The organism is Achromobacter sp. 1014246743, from assembly GCF_059760725.1.
In genome coordinates this window covers 1-15,416 of the sequence record NZ_JCBANA010000021.1, presented here as the reverse complement: position 1 = coordinate 15,416, position 15,416 = coordinate 1, and the positions used below count along the sequence as shown (strand labels likewise).

General features: G+C 63.9%; 12 protein-coding genes and 1 tRNA gene. 7 read left to right on the top strand and 6 right to left on the bottom strand.

All coding sequences use genetic code 11. The annotated features are described in order from the left end of the window. Positions 1-26 precede the first annotated feature (26 nt). The gene (locus AC6LJ2_RS11025; protein ID WP_498151387.1) at positions 27-3,473 is read right to left on the bottom strand and encodes a molybdopterin-dependent oxidoreductase; all 3,447 of its coding nucleotides are present in this window, start codon (positions 3,471-3,473) and stop codon (positions 27-29) included. 25 nt (positions 3,474-3,498) lie between these two features. Then, positions 3,499-4,989 carry a TIGR00366 family protein gene (locus tag AC6LJ2_RS11020; RefSeq protein ID WP_263915139.1) on the bottom strand — a complete coding sequence of 497 codons (1,491 nt, stop codon included), beginning with the start codon at positions 4,987-4,989 and terminating at the stop codon, positions 3,499-3,501. 130 nt (positions 4,990-5,119) lie between these two features. Between AC6LJ2_RS11020 and AC6LJ2_RS11015 the strand changes: the two genes are divergently transcribed. Further along, positions 5,120-6,073, top strand: a complete 954-nt coding sequence (locus AC6LJ2_RS11015) for a LysR family transcriptional regulator (RefSeq protein ID WP_445657740.1) — start codon at positions 5,120-5,122, stop codon at positions 6,071-6,073. Positions 6,074-6,329: 256 nt separating this feature from the next. On the opposite strand, the gene AC6LJ2_RS11010 is transcribed toward AC6LJ2_RS11015, so the two are convergent. After that, positions 6,330-6,406 (bottom strand) — tRNA-Pro (locus AC6LJ2_RS11010). Positions 6,407-6,542: 136 nt separating this feature from the next. Continuing rightward, the gene (gene ispB / locus AC6LJ2_RS11005; protein ID WP_025138402.1) at positions 6,543-7,508 is read right to left on the bottom strand and encodes an octaprenyl diphosphate synthase; all 966 of its coding nucleotides are present in this window, start codon (positions 7,506-7,508) and stop codon (positions 6,543-6,545) included. 464 nt (positions 7,509-7,972) lie between these two features. On the opposite strand from ispB, the gene rplU reads away from it, so the two are divergent. The 4 genes from rplU (at position 7,973) to proB (ending at position 11,090) form a co-directional block, all read left to right on the top strand. Then, on the top strand, positions 7,973-8,284 hold the full coding sequence (gene rplU / locus AC6LJ2_RS11000; protein ID WP_025138401.1) for a 50S ribosomal protein L21: 312 nt from the start codon (positions 7,973-7,975) through the stop codon (positions 8,282-8,284). A gap of 35 nt (positions 8,285-8,319) precedes the next feature. Beyond that, entirely contained in the window at positions 8,320-8,580 is a 261-nt protein-coding gene (gene rpmA / locus AC6LJ2_RS10995) for a 50S ribosomal protein L27 (protein WP_006216229.1), read from the top strand. 181 nt (positions 8,581-8,761) lie between these two features. Further along, the gene (gene obgE, locus AC6LJ2_RS10990; RefSeq protein WP_263915137.1) at positions 8,762-9,898 is read left to right on the top strand and encodes a GTPase ObgE; all 1,137 of its coding nucleotides are present in this window, start codon (positions 8,762-8,764) and stop codon (positions 9,896-9,898) included. A gap of 55 nt (positions 9,899-9,953) precedes the next feature. Beyond that, positions 9,954-11,090: a glutamate 5-kinase gene (gene proB, locus AC6LJ2_RS10985; protein WP_025138399.1), complete on the top strand. Its 1,137-nt coding sequence runs from the start codon at positions 9,954-9,956 to the stop codon at positions 11,088-11,090. Between the two features lie 44 nt (positions 11,091-11,134). Here proB and AC6LJ2_RS10980 read toward each other — a convergent pair whose 3' ends face one another. After that, complete coding sequence (locus AC6LJ2_RS10980; RefSeq protein ID WP_445657743.1) at positions 11,135-11,821, bottom strand: winged helix-turn-helix domain-containing protein; 687 nt, start codon at positions 11,819-11,821, stop codon at positions 11,135-11,137. Positions 11,822-11,900: 79 nt separating this feature from the next. Here AC6LJ2_RS10980 and AC6LJ2_RS10975 point away from each other — a divergent pair, with 79 nt between their 5' ends. Continuing rightward, a complete protein-coding gene (locus AC6LJ2_RS10975) occupies positions 11,901-12,356 on the top strand; it encodes a helix-turn-helix domain-containing protein (protein WP_263915135.1) in 456 nt (151 codons plus the stop codon). A gap of 74 nt (positions 12,357-12,430) precedes the next feature. Here AC6LJ2_RS10975 and AC6LJ2_RS10970 read toward each other — a convergent pair whose 3' ends face one another. Further along, positions 12,431-12,997, bottom strand: coding sequence for a SecDF P1 head subdomain-containing protein (locus AC6LJ2_RS10970; protein WP_263915134.1), 567 nt, complete (start codon positions 12,995-12,997; stop codon positions 12,431-12,433). A 440-nt stretch (positions 12,998-13,437) separates the two neighbouring features. Between AC6LJ2_RS10970 and thiC the strand changes: the two genes are divergently transcribed. Then, positions 13,438-15,351, top strand: coding sequence for a phosphomethylpyrimidine synthase ThiC (gene thiC / locus AC6LJ2_RS10965; RefSeq protein ID WP_263915133.1), 1,914 nt, complete (start codon positions 13,438-13,440; stop codon positions 15,349-15,351). The last annotated feature ends 65 nt before the right edge of the window (positions 15,352-15,416 follow it).

Sequence of the window (15,416 nt, the reverse complement as noted above, 5' to 3'; positions counted from 1 at the left end):
AGCCTGGAATGGAAACTTGCATCGGGTCATGCATCCAGCACGACGTCCTCGACAGGGATGGCCTGACAGGCCAGACAAACGCCCGGATCATCGGGCTCGCTGCCATGCAGATGGCGCACCTTGCCGGACACCAACCGCACCGCGCAGCTCTCGCATTGCCCAACGCGGCAGCCGCTTGCCATCTGCACACCCAGGGATTCCGCAAACGTCAGCAACGTGCCTTGCCCGGCCGTCCATTTCACTGAATCCCGCCCCGAACGGGAAAAGCGCACGTTGAAGGCTTCGTTGCCCGAGGGCGGCGTGGACGGAGAGCGGAACAGCTCGCTGAACATGTCGAAACGCGGAACGCCGCGCGCCACGAGTCCGTTGGTCACGGCCTCCATCATCGCGGGCGGTCCACACAGGTAAACGCGAGCCCGTCGTGCGATCAGGGCATCGTCAACGACGCTTGCATCGACGTAGCGCTTGGCCGTGAAATCGACGCCTTCCCGATCGCCTGGAAGCGGCGCTGCGTAATAGTCGTAGACGTGCAGCCGAGGCAATCGAGCACGGTGATGGGCAATACGCTCGCGAAACGCGTGTGTACCGCTGTTCTGGTTCGCGTAGTAGAGCCAGATGTCCGGCCCGTCCGCGCCATCCGGCAACGACTCGAGCAGGCTCAAGAACGGCGTAATGCCTATGCCGCCGGCAAACAACAAAAGCGGCTGCGGCGATTGGCGCGGAAGGACCCAACCTCCTGAGGGAGATCGCAGCGACACGACATCACCCACGCGCAGCCTGCGGTGCAAGAAGCCTGACATGCGCCCTTCAAAGGGCGTGCCATCGGCTGACTGCCCTTTTTGATGGCGTACCGCGATGCTGTAACGGCGCCGATGCGGCACGACGGCCGGGCCCGTCAGCGAGTACGCACGCGAGATCGGGATGCCGTCCCCTCCGTCCAGTTTCATCTCGATATGCTGTCCCGGGCGGTAGTCGGGCAATTCGACGTCATCCAGGGGTTCAAAGTGGATACCCAGCACGCCGTCGGCTTCCCGACGCAGTTCGCTGACGCGAAAGTCGCGATAACCCGGCCACTTTCGCTGGCGCACCTCGATGAGCGGGTCCAACTCGACGTCGCACAGAAACGAGCGTAACGGCGAGGATCCACTGACCGGGTCGTGGTGGTCCGCGGAGATCAAGCTATTGAAATTGCTGTTGGCCAAGCCCTCTGTGGACAGGCCATCGCGATCGAGTTCCGGGCAGCCTTGCCACCACCCGAACTCCGCCACGACGACACCATCGGCCAGTTGGGGGGTAATGCGGGCGACGAACCGGGCCTGCCCAACACGCGTGCGGATGCGTATCCAATCCCCATCCAGAATGCCTTTTGCATTGGCAAGCACGGGACTGAGTTCGGCGATGGGGTCCGGCGCCCTTTTGCGCAGCGATGTCAGGCTGCGATGCTGGCTGTGGCAATAGAAGCCGTTCTTGGCCGAGCTCAACACATAAGGAAAGCGGCCCTGGCGCGTCGCGTTCGGATCGCATGGCGTATCGGCGGGCTCTACAAATGCAGCCAATGGCGGCTGGCGGTGCCGAAGCAGGTTTTCCGAATAAAGCTCGACGCGCCGCGTGGGCGTTGCGAACCCACGCACGCCAGTGGCTGTCGGGCGCGCATACTTCCTTTCGCCCGCGTCGACCGGGCAGGCGATGCCCTCCGGGCGTTGACGCAACTGTTCCACCGAGATTCCCGAGGGTTCCAGGATGTGGTCCCACCCCGCTTGCACACTGCCGCCGAAGAATTCGTCACCCAAGCCGAGCCGACATGCGAGATCGAACACGATGTCGTTGTCCGAGCGAGATTCCCCGCGCGGCGGCACCATTCGCTGGCGCAACTGGACCCATCCCGCGGCACGGTCGCTGATCTCGAAGCCGACTCGCAGCCCCTCGCGCTCCCAGGGCGTGTTGACGGGCAGAAAAATGTCCGCGTACCTGGCCGCCGGGGTCTCGAACAGGTCGCAATGCACATGAAACTCGAGTTCGGAAAGCGCCTGGCGCGCCTGCGAGGTATCCGCCTGTGAAACCGGCAGGTTCGTGCCGAACGCCACCATGGCGCGCACCTTGTACGGTTGTCCTTCCAGAATCGCCCGATAGGTGTCGCGTGCCGTCACCCAGCCATGGGCCGGCGGGCCGATAGGCCGCTCATCAATGCCAAGCGCCTTCATCCTCTGCGCTTCACTCAACAGGGAAAGCGCGTTTACCGCGTTGATGGGCGGCCCGATGCGCACGCGGTTGCCGCCAATACGGTCAAAACTGCCGGTCAGCGCGTACAGCGTGGCCACCGCGCGCTCCGATTGCGTGGCATTGGCGTGTTGGCCGATGCCTGTCCAGGCGTGGTACGCGATGCGTCCGAGCGAACCGAAAAGCGCCGCTGCCGCGTGCAGCGAGGCCGCGGGCACGCCGGTAATGCTCTCGACTTCCCTCGGCCCGTAATGGGCACTGGCCTGGGCAAGCAATTCAAACGCAGGATGGCAGACCAGCCCCGCGACGCCGCACACATCGACAGTCACCGCGCCGCGCAAGCGAAAATCCGCGCTCTGCTGTGGCTGCGCAGCCTGCTCGGTGTCGTATGGACAGACGCAATGGCGTGCGTCGTTCCATACCAGGAAGCGGTTGCGCACCGCATCAGGCCAGACATCCTGCTCGCGCAGGAACTGCCCGTTGTCGCTGCGCACCAGCAGCGGGCCGTTCGTCCAATCGCGCACGAACGCCTCGTCGTACCGGCCTTGCGCGATCAGCAGGTGGACCAGGCCCAACGCCACTGCCGCATCCGTGCCCGGACGTACCGGCAGCCAAACGTCGGCCTGGCGGGCGAGTGCCGTGGGCCGGGGATCGACCACGACCATCTTTGCGCCACGCATGCGGCCCTTGCCAATGGCCGATGCCTGCGCGAGCCACGTGTTCGCAGGGTTATGCCCCCACAGGACGATGAGGTCGGCCTCGGCGTAATCGGCAGGCGGCATGCCACAGCCGAAGGTGAACGCATGCGCGTAGTCCTTGTGCCAATTGCAGACCTCCGTCGCGTAACAGATATTGGGGCTGCCAAACAGGCGAACGAAGCGCTCGATCCAGTCGATGCTGTCGCTCAGCGGCGTGCCGCTGGGCGTCGTGACGGAGAACACGACCGACTCCGCACCGCTTTCAGCGCGAATGCTGCCAAGCCGCCGCGCCGTCTCGGCCAGCGCCTCTTCCCAACTGATGCGCACCCAGCCCGGATCGGGACTTCCTTTCGGATTGGTGCGACGCAAAGGGTATTGCGGGCGGTGGGGGCTGTGCACCAGCTCAGGCGCTGATTTGCCCTTCATGCACATCGCTTCGCCCGTCGGATGCGACGGATCCGGGCGAACGGAAATCAACATGTCTCCGCGCACCTCGTTGACCGTACCGCATCGCGAACGGCAAAGCGTGCAATACCCCTGCTTGGATTCTGTCGGCATCACGATCAAGCGTGCTCGTCGAGGGTCAGGGCATGACCGGAGGAACGTAGTCGAGCGTACGCCCCAGGAACCAGAGCATGAAGAGCACGAGCGGCGCGTGGACCAGCAATTGCAGGAACGTAAAGCCCACGATGTCGCGTGCTTTCAGCGCCAGGACGCCAAGCAGCGGCAGCATCCAGAAGGGATTGATCAGGTTCGGAAGCGCTTCCGCGGCGTTATAGACCTGCACTGCCCAACCCAGGTGCACCTTGAGCGCGTTGGCGGCCTGCATGACGTAAGGCGCCTCGATGATCCACTTGCCGCCGCCCGACGGAATGAAGAAGCCCAGGACGGCGGAATACGCACCCATCATCACCGCGAAGGTGTCGGTGTTGGAGATGCTGACGAACAGGTGCGCGATGCGGTCCGACAACGCAATGCCATCATGCCCCTTGGCGGTCGTCAGCATTGCCGCGATGGCGCCGTACAAGGGGAATTGAATGATGACGCCCGCGGTGGAAGGCACCGCGCGCGTCACGGCATCGAGGAAATTCCGGGGACGCCAATGCAGCAACAAGCCGAGCAACAGGAACAGCAGGTTGTACGTATTGAGCCCTGAAATGGCCACGAGCGGACTTTTTGCCATGAATTCCTGTGCCAACCAGCCAAATCCAAGCGCACACAGAAGAATTGTCAGCAAGGGGCTGCGCTCGAACCATTCACCGGGGCGACGCTTGGCCGGATCCTGGGCAGCCGGCTTGAACTCGGCAAGGTCCACACCCAGATCCTGGGCCGTGACGGCATTGGCACCGGTAGGCGCCGAAAAAAAGCAGATCGCCACCGACACGACGATCAGCACAGCGGCCATGACCATGGACTGCCAAAGAAAGATGGTCTGGCTGAACGGGATCACGCCGGTGATATCCAGGATGCTCTTTGGCAGGCTGCCTGGGTTGGCCTGCAACTGGGCGGCAGACGAACTCAAGCCCAACGCCCAGGTTGCGCCCAGGCCAAGGTACGCCGCGGCGCCAGCGGCCCGATAATCCACCCGCAGGTCGGCACGGCGGGCCAAGGCTCGGGCATAGAGCGCGCTGAAGATCAGCGAGACGCCCCAGTTGAAAAGCGACAGGATCATGCTGATCAGCGCCACATACGCAATCCCCTGCCTGCCGGACCTGGGCACCGCGGCCAATCGCTGGATAAGGCGAGCGGCAGGCGGCGACGTCGCCACAACGTAACCGCCAATGGCAACGACCGCCATCTGCATCGTAAAGACGATCAAACTCCAGAACCCATCGCCAAACGCCCTGGCCACGGCTTGGGGGGTCGACCCATTGGCCATTGCCGCGCCCGCGACGACGATCACGGCGATGGCAGCGAAGACAAAGGCGTCGGGAAACCAGCGTTCCGCCCACGCAGTGAAACGCAGGCCAAGGCGGCTGAGCAGGCCCGTGCTGCGTTCGATGTCAGGCGGCGTGCCGGGCGGTGCGTCGCCTGGCGCAGCAGGATGGGCAGGAATGCTCGATGACGATTGCATGGGAGTCTCCATTTCTCGGAAATGTTGGCGTTCCTCGAGACACATCCGACGACGCGCGAATGTGCATGCTATTGATCGTCACGCAGTATTCATAATTCTTTTATTGAATGCAGCAATATATAATTTATCTATGAAAGTCACGATCAAGCAGCTGGAACACTTTGTGGCGGCCGCCATGACCGGCCAGGTGTCCCGGGCGGCCCAACGCTGCTACGTCAGCCAACCGTCGCTCACGACGTCGTTGAAGAATCTTGAGGCCCTCCTGGGCGTTCCGCTCTTCACGCGGCACGCCGCGGGCTTGAGACTGACATTGCAGGGGGAAGGATTTCTGCGCCATGCGGAACACGTGCTCGCATCGCTGGAAACGGCCATCGCCGAGACCAAGGATTCGATCTCCTCGCTCGAAGGCCGCGTGAAACTGGCCATCACGGATACGGTGTCGGAGTACGTGCTGCCCAAGATCATCGGGGCGATGCGCCGGCAACTGCCGCTCGTCTCGTTTGAACCCGTTGAACGCAACCGCCTTCAAATTGAAAACGGCATACGCAACGGGTCGTTCGACCTGGCCGTCGTCCTCGTTTCAAACCTGACTCCCACAGCGGACTTTCACCAGGAAAAACTGCTGAAATCCGAGCGCCGGCTATGGACGTCGCTGGATCATCCCCTTGCCGGCCGCCCGTCGGTAGCGTTGTCCGAACTGGCAGACCAGCCGTTCATCCTGCTGGACATGGACGAGCATGTGGCAACCGTCAATCGCTACTGGGGCGCCAGCAAACTCAAGCCCAACGTCATATTCCGTACCAAGTCGATCGAAGCGGTGCGCAGCCTGGTCGCGCAGAATGTCGGCGTCACGATTCTTTCCGACCTCGTTTTCAGGCCGTGGTCCCACGACGGGGGAAGAATACGCAGGACGGTGATGGCAGGATCCGTTCCGTCGATGGACCTGGGTCTCGTCCATCGACGCGACGCCGACCTGTCCAAGGCCGCCAGCGCCTGTGCACGCGTCTTGCGGTTGCTGGCAAAAAGCCTGTTGCGAGAATCGCATCTGCAGGTCGACGGCTCGTCCGACGCCGCGGCGGACTGATCCTGGCTCTTGGCTGCCCTTTTTTCGCTCGCTTTTCTGCCCGCTTTTCTGCCCGCTTTTCTGCCGGCTTTTCTGCGCATCCTTTCCTGCGCATCATCAAGGGCCATCATCAGGGCGAGCCGAGCCGGCGCGCGCCACGCCAGCCACCGGTCTGCCCTGTGGGCCGCGCAAACGCAAAAAAGCCGGCCCGCTTTCGCGATACCGGCTTTCAGCCAAAAGTGTCGGGAAACACTTTCAAGAATTCGACCACATCAAGTGGTCGGGGCGAGAGGATTCGAACCTCCGACTCCTGCGTCCCGAACGCAGTACTCTACCAGGCTGAGCTACGCCCCGAGTCTTACTACATCTAGTCTTTCGACTACTGACTTCGTTGCGCTCAGTGCAACCAAATCATTTTTCGCTTTCCACCAAAGGGCTTGGGGGTTCCAAGATCCTCGGGTTTTGGTGAACTTATTTCGCTGCCTTTCGGTTAGCGATCTCTATTCACCGCGAAAGCGCAGAATTCTAACAGAGAATTTAGAAAAGGGGAAACGGGGTAGTTCGACAACGCTTCGCGGGCCCGGTCTGCCTCGGCCACGGCGGCCTGGCGGGCGTGGTCCAGCGCGTCGGTGGCCTGGATGGCGGCGGCCACGGCGGCGAAGTCGGCGTCGCCCGTCTTGATGGCGTCGCGGATCAGTTGCTGCTGTTCGGGCGTACCCACTTCCATCACGCGGATCAGCGGCAGCGTGGGTTTGCCTTCACGCAGGTCGTCGCCCACGTTCTTGCCCAGCGCGGTGGCGTCGCCGCTGTAGTCCAGCACGTCGTCCACCAACTGGAAGGCCGTGCCCACATGGCGGCCGTAGGCGGCCGCGGCGGCTTCCTGCTCGGGCGTGGCGCCCGCCAGCACGGCGCCAACCTGGGCGGCGGCCTCGAACAGCTTGGCGGTCTTGTAGCGCACCACCTGCAGGTAGCGTTCCTGCGACACGTCCGGGTCGTGCACGTTCAAGAGCTGCAGCACCTCGCCCTCGGCGATCACCGTGGTGGCCTCGGACAGGATGCTCATGATGCGCATCGAGTCGGCCTCGACCATCATCTCGAACGAGCGGGAATAGAGATAGTCGCCCACCAGCACGCTGGCGGCGTTGCCGAACACTGCGTTGGCGGTGTCGCGGCCACGACGCAGGTCGGATTCGTCGACCACGTCGTCGTGCAGCAGCGTCGCGGTATGGATGAATTCCACCACGGCGGCCAGCAGCTGGTGATGCGTCCCTTCATAGCCCAGGGCGCGCGCCACCATCAGTACCATCGCCGGGCGCATGCGCTTGCCGCCCGCCCCGATGATGTAGTCGCCGATCGTACGGATCAGCACCACCTCGGAATTCAGCCGCTCGCGGATAACCGCATCGACGGCTTTCATATCGTCAGCTATGGGGGCAATGAGCGCGGGGAGATTCAAGACGTATCCGGAGTGTGAAACGAGCCGCGTGTAACAGCTCTTACCGCTGGGCCCGCCAGGAAGGCAGGGGGGGATTCGACCAGCGATTATACGGGGTGTCACGAACCGTAGCCGGGCCGGGCGGCGCCCGGCGGCCAAGGTCCGGACGCCGCCCGGCCTCCCTCAGGAACAGGGATCAGACCCCGTTTTTCCCCGGCAGCCCCCCTCTTGCGCGGCGTCCGTACGACACCTAAACCCTTACCCTGCAAGCGCTTTTTGACTTTTCCCCAGCCCCACGCTAATATCCCGGATTCGGTCAGTGATGGCCGAATTACGTCGGTGAATTACGCACTTGTCTTGCGCGTCTATGCAGCCCGCCAGAACACCCAGGCCGGCAAGAATAGACAAAACCGCTTCAGGCAAGTACCGCCAGCCCAGCAGGGCCGGCTGCGAATAAGCCCATTTACCTATTTAAGGAATACCCCATGTACGCGGTCGTAAAAACCGGTGGCAAGCAGTACCGTGTTGCCATTGGCGAAAAACTCAAGATAGAACAGATACCGGCAGACATTGGGCAAGAAATCACCCTGGATCAAGTGCTGTCCGTGGGCGAAGGCGACCAACTCAAAGTTGGCACGCCCCTCGTCTCGGGCGCCGTGATCAAGGCAACGGTTCTTGCGCAAGGCCGCCACGACAAGGTCAAGATCTTCAAGATGCGCCGTCGCAAGCACTATCAGAAGCGTCAGGGCCACCGTCAGAACTACACCGAAATCCGCATCGAAGCCATCACGGCTTGAGAAGCGACTCGGTACCACATTAGCAGGAGCTAAAAATGGCACAGAAAAAGGGCGGCGGCTCTACGCGAAACGGACGCGACTCAGAATCGAAGCGTCTGGGCGTCAAGGCTTTCGGCGGTGAACTGATTCCCGCTGGTTCGATCATCGTGCGTCAGCGCGGTACCCGTTTCCACGCTGGCGTGAACGTCGGCATGGGCAAGGACCACACCCTGTTCGCGCTGATCGACGGCAAGGTTCAATTCGGCTTCAAGGGCGCGTTGAACAAGCAAACCGTTTCGATCGTCGCCGCCGAGTAATCGGCAATCGCGTCCGCGGCCTACGCGGCGGACGCAGCACGATCCGGCAAACGGCAAGGTCGCCCTGGCGACCTGCCCCACGCCAGAACGGCAAAAGCCCTGTCGCACGCGGCAGGGCTTTTTTCCTTCCAGGCCACCGCAACCGCGGCGCGGCCTCTTAATTCATACACGCGCAGACATCATGAAATTCGTAGACGAAGCCACCATTGAAGTCGTCGCCGGCAAAGGCGGCAATGGCGTGGCGAGCTTTCGCCGCGAAAAATTCATCCCCAAAGGCGGCCCGGACGGCGGCGACGGCGGACGCGGCGGCACGATTTACGCGGTCGCCGACCGCAACATCAACACGCTGATCGACTTCCGCTACGCGCGCCTGCACCGCGCCAAGGGCGGTGAAAACGGCCGCGGCTCGGACCAATATGGCGCCGCCGCCCCGGACATCACGCTGCGCGTGCCCGTCGGTACCGTCATCCACGACGCCGAAACCGGCGAAGTCCTGTTCGACCTGAACACGCACGACCAGAAAGTCGTGCTGGCCGCCGGCGGCCAGGGCGGCATGGGCAACATCCACTTCAAGTCCAGCCTGAACCGTGCGCCCCGCCAATGGACGCCCGGCAAGGAAGGCGAACATCGCTACCTGCGCATGGAACTGAAGGTGCTGGCGGACGTGGGCCTGCTGGGCCTGCCCAACGCAGGCAAGTCCACGCTGATCACGCGCATCTCGAATGCCAAGCCGAAGATCGCGGACTACCCCTTCACCACGCTGCACCCCAACCTGGGCGTCGTGCGCACGTCGCCGTCGCGCAGCTTCGTCGTGGCCGACATTCCCGGCCTGATCGAAGGCGCCTCCGAAGGCGCGGGCCTGGGCCACCTGTTCCTGCGCCACCTGGCGCGTACCCGTGTGCTGCTGCACCTGGTGGACGTATCCACCCCCGACCCGGACGCCGATCCGGTCGAGCAAGCGGTCAAGGACGCGCGCGCCATCGTCGAAGAGCTGCGCCGCTACGATCCGGAACTGGCCGAAAAGCCCCGCTGGCTGGTCCTGAACAAGCTGGACATGGTGCCGGACCCCGAAGACACCAAGCGCCGCTTCCTCGAACTCTACGACTGGAAGGGCCCCGTGTTCGCCATTTCGGGCCTGACGGGCGAAGGGACGCAGGACATGCTGTACGCACTGCAAGACTACCTGGACGCCGAGCGCGAAAAGGAACACGTGTCGCAAGACCAGGCCGACGGCACCTACGTGGCGCCGGACCCCCGCTTCGACGACAAGCGTTCCGATGCCGACAAGCCCGCGGCGCCGCGTGGCGGTGACGAATAAGCCATAATCGCAGTCCTTCCGATTACGTCTTTTCTCGCCGCAGCCGGGCCCCAACATGTCTGCTGAATCACCCGCCGTTTCCGTCGTCACCCACGCCCAGCGCCTGGTCGCCAAAGTCGGCTCGTCGCTGGTCACCAACGAAGGCCGCGGCCTGGACCGCGCCGCCGTCGCCCACTGGGCCGCGCAGATCGCTTCCCTGCACAAGCAGGGCAAGCAGATCGTGCTGGTTTCCAGCGGCGCCATCGCCGAAGGCATGGCGCGGCTGGGCTGGCGCAAGCGCCCGTCGGTCATGCACGAGCTGCAGGCCGCCGCGGCGGTCGGCCAGATGGGCCTGTGCCAGGCCTATGAAGCCGCCTTCGCCGAATACGGCCTGCGCACCGCGCAGATCCTGCTGACCCACGAAGACCTGGCCGACCGCCACCGCTACCTGAACGCGCGCAGCACCATCTTCGCGCTGCTGCGCCTGGGCGTAGTGCCCATCGTCAACGAGAACGACACGGTCGTCACCGATGAAATCCGCCTGGGCGACAACGACACGCTGGGCGCCCTGGTCACCAACCTGATCGAAGCCGACACGCTGATCATCCTGACGGACCAGCGCGGCCTGTACGACTCGGACCCCCGCAAGAATCCCGACGCCAAGTTCATGGCGCACGCCCAGGCCGGCGATGCGTCGCTGGAAGCCATGGCGGGCGGCGCCGGCAGCGGCATCGGCACCGGCGGCATGCTGACCAAGGTGCTGGCCGCCAAGCGCGCCGCGCACAGCGGCGCGCACACCATCATTGCCTCGGGCCGCGAACCCAATGTGTTGACCCGTCTGGCGCAAGGCGAATGCATCGGCAGCGAATTGCGTGCCGTGCTGCCCGTGTGGTCAGCCCGCAAGCAATGGCTGGCCGATCACCTGCGCTTGCGGGGCCGCGTGGTGCTGGACGACGGCGCCGTGCAAGCGCTGCTGCGCGAAGGCAAGAGCTTGCTGCCGATCGGCGTCGTCGAGGTCGAAGGCGAATTCGGCCGCGGCGACGTCGTCGCCTGCGTCGACAGCCAGGGCCGCGAATGTGCCCGCGGCCTGATCAACTATTCGTCGGCCGACACCCGCCGCATCCTGCGTCAGCCTTCATCGCAGATCGCCCGCATCCTGGGCAGCATGACCGACCCCGAGCTCATGCACCGCGACAACCTGGTCGTACTGTAGCCAGCCGCCGCGCAGGCTGGCTTGCGCCGGCCTGCGGGCCTCTGCTACCCCGGCCCTGCCGCAGCGTGCGGCAGCAGCATGTAGCCCCACCCGCGCACCGCCAGCACCGGCAATTCGAAATTGCGCCGCCGCGCCTTGGTGCGCAAGCGTGACACCAGCACGTCCACCCGCCGCGCACCGTCCTGGGGATCCCGCGCCGCATCGGGAAAAAACCCTTCGCGCGGCAAGCACTGCCCCGGTGCGCTCAACAGGCTGACAAAAAAAGCACGCTCGGTGTGCGTCAGTGGCAGGCGTTCGCCGCCCGGCCCCGCGAGCATGCGGCCTCGTGCATCGACACGCCACCGCGGCCGCAAGGCAAGCGCTGGACGACCGCCGCGAATCAAGTTGCGCAGCACCGCATCCCATTCTTCGTCCGTCGCATTGGGCGGCACGCACGCGTGCGCGCCGGCGTCCAGCGCGGCAATCCGCGCCCGCGGACAGTCCGAAGACGGCTGCCAGACCACCCGCGTGGCAGGCGCCGCAAGGCGCAGCGAAAGGATCAGTGCCGACAGGCCCTGCCCTGCGCCAAACAGCACAATCGCGTCAGCCGACTCGTCGTCCAGACGTGCCAACAGATGATCCGGCGACTCGCACAGGCTGACCCGCCAGCGGAATTGGCGTAAGGTAAGCACGAACTTATTGCACGCTATTCCATCAAGTTGCACGACGAGGACGTGACCTACTTCCTGCATGCGATCGTCTCCCCCAACGTATCACGTAAGTAATATTTATAGCTACCAAAGTGCCGAAGGCGCAAGCTTCAATCGACGCGTGAAAACATTTTCAGACCGACTGAAGCACGCCCGTCTTTTGCGTGGCCACACGCAAAAGACCGTCGCACGCCTGGCGCGCCTCTCGCAAAGCGCGATTGGCAGCTATGAAAGCGGGCTGCGTCATTCCAGCCGTTCACTGCGCAAGCTGGCCCAGGTTCTCAAGGTCGAGCTCGAATGGCTTGAAACCGGCAAAGGCCCCATGGAGCTGCCCATGGAAGGCTACGATCTCAGCGATACGCTGCCGCCGTCCACCGGCGTGTCCGAATCGTTGCCGCGCCCGGCCGCCCGTCGCCCTCGTCCGCAGGCGCCCTGGCCTTTCCCCAACATCGCTCCCGCGCAGTTCGACACACTGACCCCGGACGACAGGGCCATGCTCGAAGCCCTGACGCAGACCTTCATTGAAACGGTGCAAGCGCGCCGCGGCATCAAGCCGCGCGGCCGCAAGATCAGTTGATGCCCTCGGGCGAATACCCGGCCGCATGAAAAAAGCCCGGCATTGCCGGGCTTCTTGTTTGCGCGCGCCTGGGATCAGGGCTTGGCGGGTGCGGGTGCCGGCGCAGCGCCAGCAGCCGGCGCGCTCTCGCCACGGATCTTCGCGGCGATGTCGGACGCGGCCTGCGCCGAAGGCACGCCAAAGGCCAGCACGCCGCGGTTCAGGGGCTCGCCGATACGGGGCGCAGCGATCAGCTCGCGATCGATCACCAGCGCCAGCATGTTGCCGACGTTCTGGGTGCTGACTTCGGTGAGCTTACGGGTGCCGGCGTCCGAGAAGCGCAGGCCGACGAAGTTGGCGCCTTGACGGTCGACCAGGGCCGCGGCTTCGGTCAGGTCAGCGCGGGTCAACACCGGTTGCTGTTGCAGATAGATCTTGCCGTCAGGCAGGTTCAGTTCAACCAGGCCGGCGCCCGGCTGGCTCTGCGCCACGTAGAACTCGACGATCGACGCGGTCGCCGGTTGCTGGGCGGAAGGCTGCTGCTGGCCCGCCGTGTCGGGCGTGGCGGCGGCGCCGGATTTGGTCGGGGCGGTCTTGCAACCTGCAAGCGCAAGGGTCATGACGACCAGTGCAGGCGCCAATTTGCGTAGGGTCAGTTGCATGCTCGATTCCTTCTTAAGTGGACTGGAGCCGAAGGACTGACCCCCGGCTGACGGGAAAAAGTGTACAGAACATGTATGGCAGTGTCTCCGCAGACTGATTCCAAATGTAAACCGGTACTACGGCCAGCGCCATGACACGCACCTGCTTCGCGTCCTGCGCCTGTACTCGGGCCTGCGCCGGAAGGCCCGGCGCTTGGCGCCTGCCGGCCACGCCCGCCTTACCGCGATGCAGCATCGCTCTCCATTCGCCTGCGGCCCTGGCAGGCTCTATACTTCGCTTTCGCGCAGGGGTACTCGTCGCGCCTTGATGGTCCGACGTGTTGAGAGAGTCCCTTCGTACCAGTACGGATAATGCCGATGCTGGGAGCCGTATTCCCGCCATGCCCGCATGGCGGGAGTCCATTCCCGATCGGCTCCAAACCATTCGCTTGGAGCTTTCCATGAACGCCAATCCCAAATTCCTGGCCGCCACCGCCGAAGTCGACGCGGCCGCGGTCGCCCCCTTGCCCAAATCCCGCCGGGTCTACGAAGTCGGTTCCCGCCCCGACATCCGCGTGCCCTTTCGCGAGATCGAGCAAGACGACACCCCCACCATGTTCGGCGGTGAAAAGAACCCACCGCTGACGGTCTACGATTGCAGCGGCCCCTACACCGACCCCGACGTCAAGATCGACATCCGCCGCGGCCTGCCCGAACTGCGCCGCGCCTGGATCGAGGAGCGCGGCGACACGGAAGTGCTGTCCGGCCCCACCAGCGACTACGGCAAGGAACGCCTGACCGATCCCAAGCTGACGGCCATGCGCTTTGACCTGCAACGCCCGCCCCGCCGCGCGGTGGCCGGCGCCAACGTCTCGCAGATGCACTACGCCCGCCGCGGCATCATCACGCCGGAAATGGAATACGTGGCGATCCGCGAAAGCCTGCGCCGCGAACACTATCTGCAAACGCTGCGCGACAGCGGCCCGGACGGCGAAAAGATGGTCAAGCGCCTGCTGCGCCAGCATCCCGGCCAATCGTTCGGCGCCGCCATCCCCGCCGCGATCACCCCGGAATTCGTGCGCGACGAGATCGCCCGCGGCCGCGCGATCATCCCGGCGAACATCAACCATCCCGAAGTCGAGCCGATGGCCATCGGCCGCAACTTCCTGGTGAAGATCAACGCCAACATCGGCAACTCGGCCGTCAGCTCCGGCATCGGCGAAGAAGTCGAAAAGATGACCTGGGCGATCCGCTGGGGCGGCGACACCGTGATGGACCTGTCCACGGGCAAGCACATCCACGAAACCCGCGAATGGATCATCCGCAACTCGCCGGTGCCGATCGGCACGGTGCCGATCTACCAGGCGCTGGAAAAGGTCGACGGCAAGGCCGAAGAACTCACTTGGGAAATCTTCCGCGACACGCTGATCGAACAAGCCGAGCAAGGCGTGGACTACTTCACGATCCACGCGGGCGTGCGCCTGCCTTTCATCCCCATGACGGCCGACCGCATGACCGGCATCGTCTCGCGCGGCGGTTCGATCATGGCCAAGTGGTGTCTGGCGCACCACAAGGAGAGCTTCCTCTACGAACGTTTCGAGGAAATCTGCGAAATCATGAAGGCCTACGACGTCAGCTTCTCGCTCGGCGACGGCCTGCGCCCGGGTTCGGGCTACGACGCAAACGACGAAGCCCAGTTCGCTGAACTGAAGACCCTGGGCGAACTGACGCAAGTGGCCTGGAAGCACGACGTGCAGGTGATGATCGAAGGCCCCGGCCACGTGCCGATGCAGATGATCAAGGAAAACATGGAGCTGCAGCTGGAACACTGCCACGAGGCGCCGTTCTACACGCTGGGCCCCCTGACGACGGACATCGCCCCGGGCTACGACCACATCACCTCGGGCATCGGCGCGGCACTGATCGGCTGGTACGGCACGGCCATGCTCTGTTATGTGACGCCCAAGGAACACCTGGGCCTGCCGAACAAGAAGGACGTGAAGGACGGCATCATCACGTACAAGATCGCCGCCCACGCCGCCGACCTGGCCAAGGGCCACCCCGGCGCGGCCATCCGCGACAACGCCCTGTCCAAGGCACGCTTCGAATTCCGCTGGGACGACCAGTTCAACCTGGGCCTGGACCCGGACACGGCCAAGGAATTCCACGACGAGACGCTGCCCAAGGACTCGATGAAGGTGGCCCACTTCTGCTCGATGTGCGGCCCGCACTTCTGCAGCATGAAGATCACGCAAGACGTCCGTGATTATGCGGCTGCCCAGGGTGTCAGCGAGAAGGATGCGCTGCAAAAGGGAATGCAGGAAAAATCAATCGAGTTCGTTAAGAAAGGGGCCGAGGTTTATCATCGGCAGTGATTGCTGATTCGGTTTCTTTTCTGAATTGATTGGTCTTAGAAGTGCGTGCGGTTGAGTTCTTGAGC

Bases quoted from the DNA above. Each gene is read 5' to 3' on its own strand.
- AC6LJ2_RS11025 (WP_498151387.1), bottom strand. From the start codon at position 3,473: ATGCCGACAGAATCCAAGCAGGGGTATTGCACGCTTTGCCGTTCGCGA.
- AC6LJ2_RS11020 (WP_263915139.1), bottom strand. From the start codon at position 4,989: ATGCAATCGTCATCGAGCATTCCTGCCCATCCTGCTGCGCCAGGCGAC.
- AC6LJ2_RS11015 (WP_445657740.1), top strand. From the start codon at position 5,120: ATGAAAGTCACGATCAAGCAGCTGGAACACTTTGTGGCGGCCGCCATG.
- rplU (WP_025138401.1), top strand. From the start codon at position 7,973: ATGTACGCGGTCGTAAAAACCGGTGGCAAGCAGTACCGTGTTGCCATT.
- rpmA (WP_006216229.1), top strand. From the start codon at position 8,320: ATGGCACAGAAAAAGGGCGGCGGCTCTACGCGAAACGGACGCGACTCA.
- obgE (WP_263915137.1), top strand. From the start codon at position 8,762: ATGAAATTCGTAGACGAAGCCACCATTGAAGTCGTCGCCGGCAAAGGC.
- proB (WP_025138399.1), top strand. From the start codon at position 9,954: ATGTCTGCTGAATCACCCGCCGTTTCCGTCGTCACCCACGCCCAGCGC.
- AC6LJ2_RS10980 (WP_445657743.1), bottom strand. From the start codon at position 11,821: ATGCAGGAAGTAGGTCACGTCCTCGTCGTGCAACTTGATGGAATAGCG.
- AC6LJ2_RS10970 (WP_263915134.1), bottom strand. From the start codon at position 12,997: ATGCAACTGACCCTACGCAAATTGGCGCCTGCACTGGTCGTCATGACC.
- thiC (WP_263915133.1), top strand. From the start codon at position 13,438: ATGAACGCCAATCCCAAATTCCTGGCCGCCACCGCCGAAGTCGACGCG.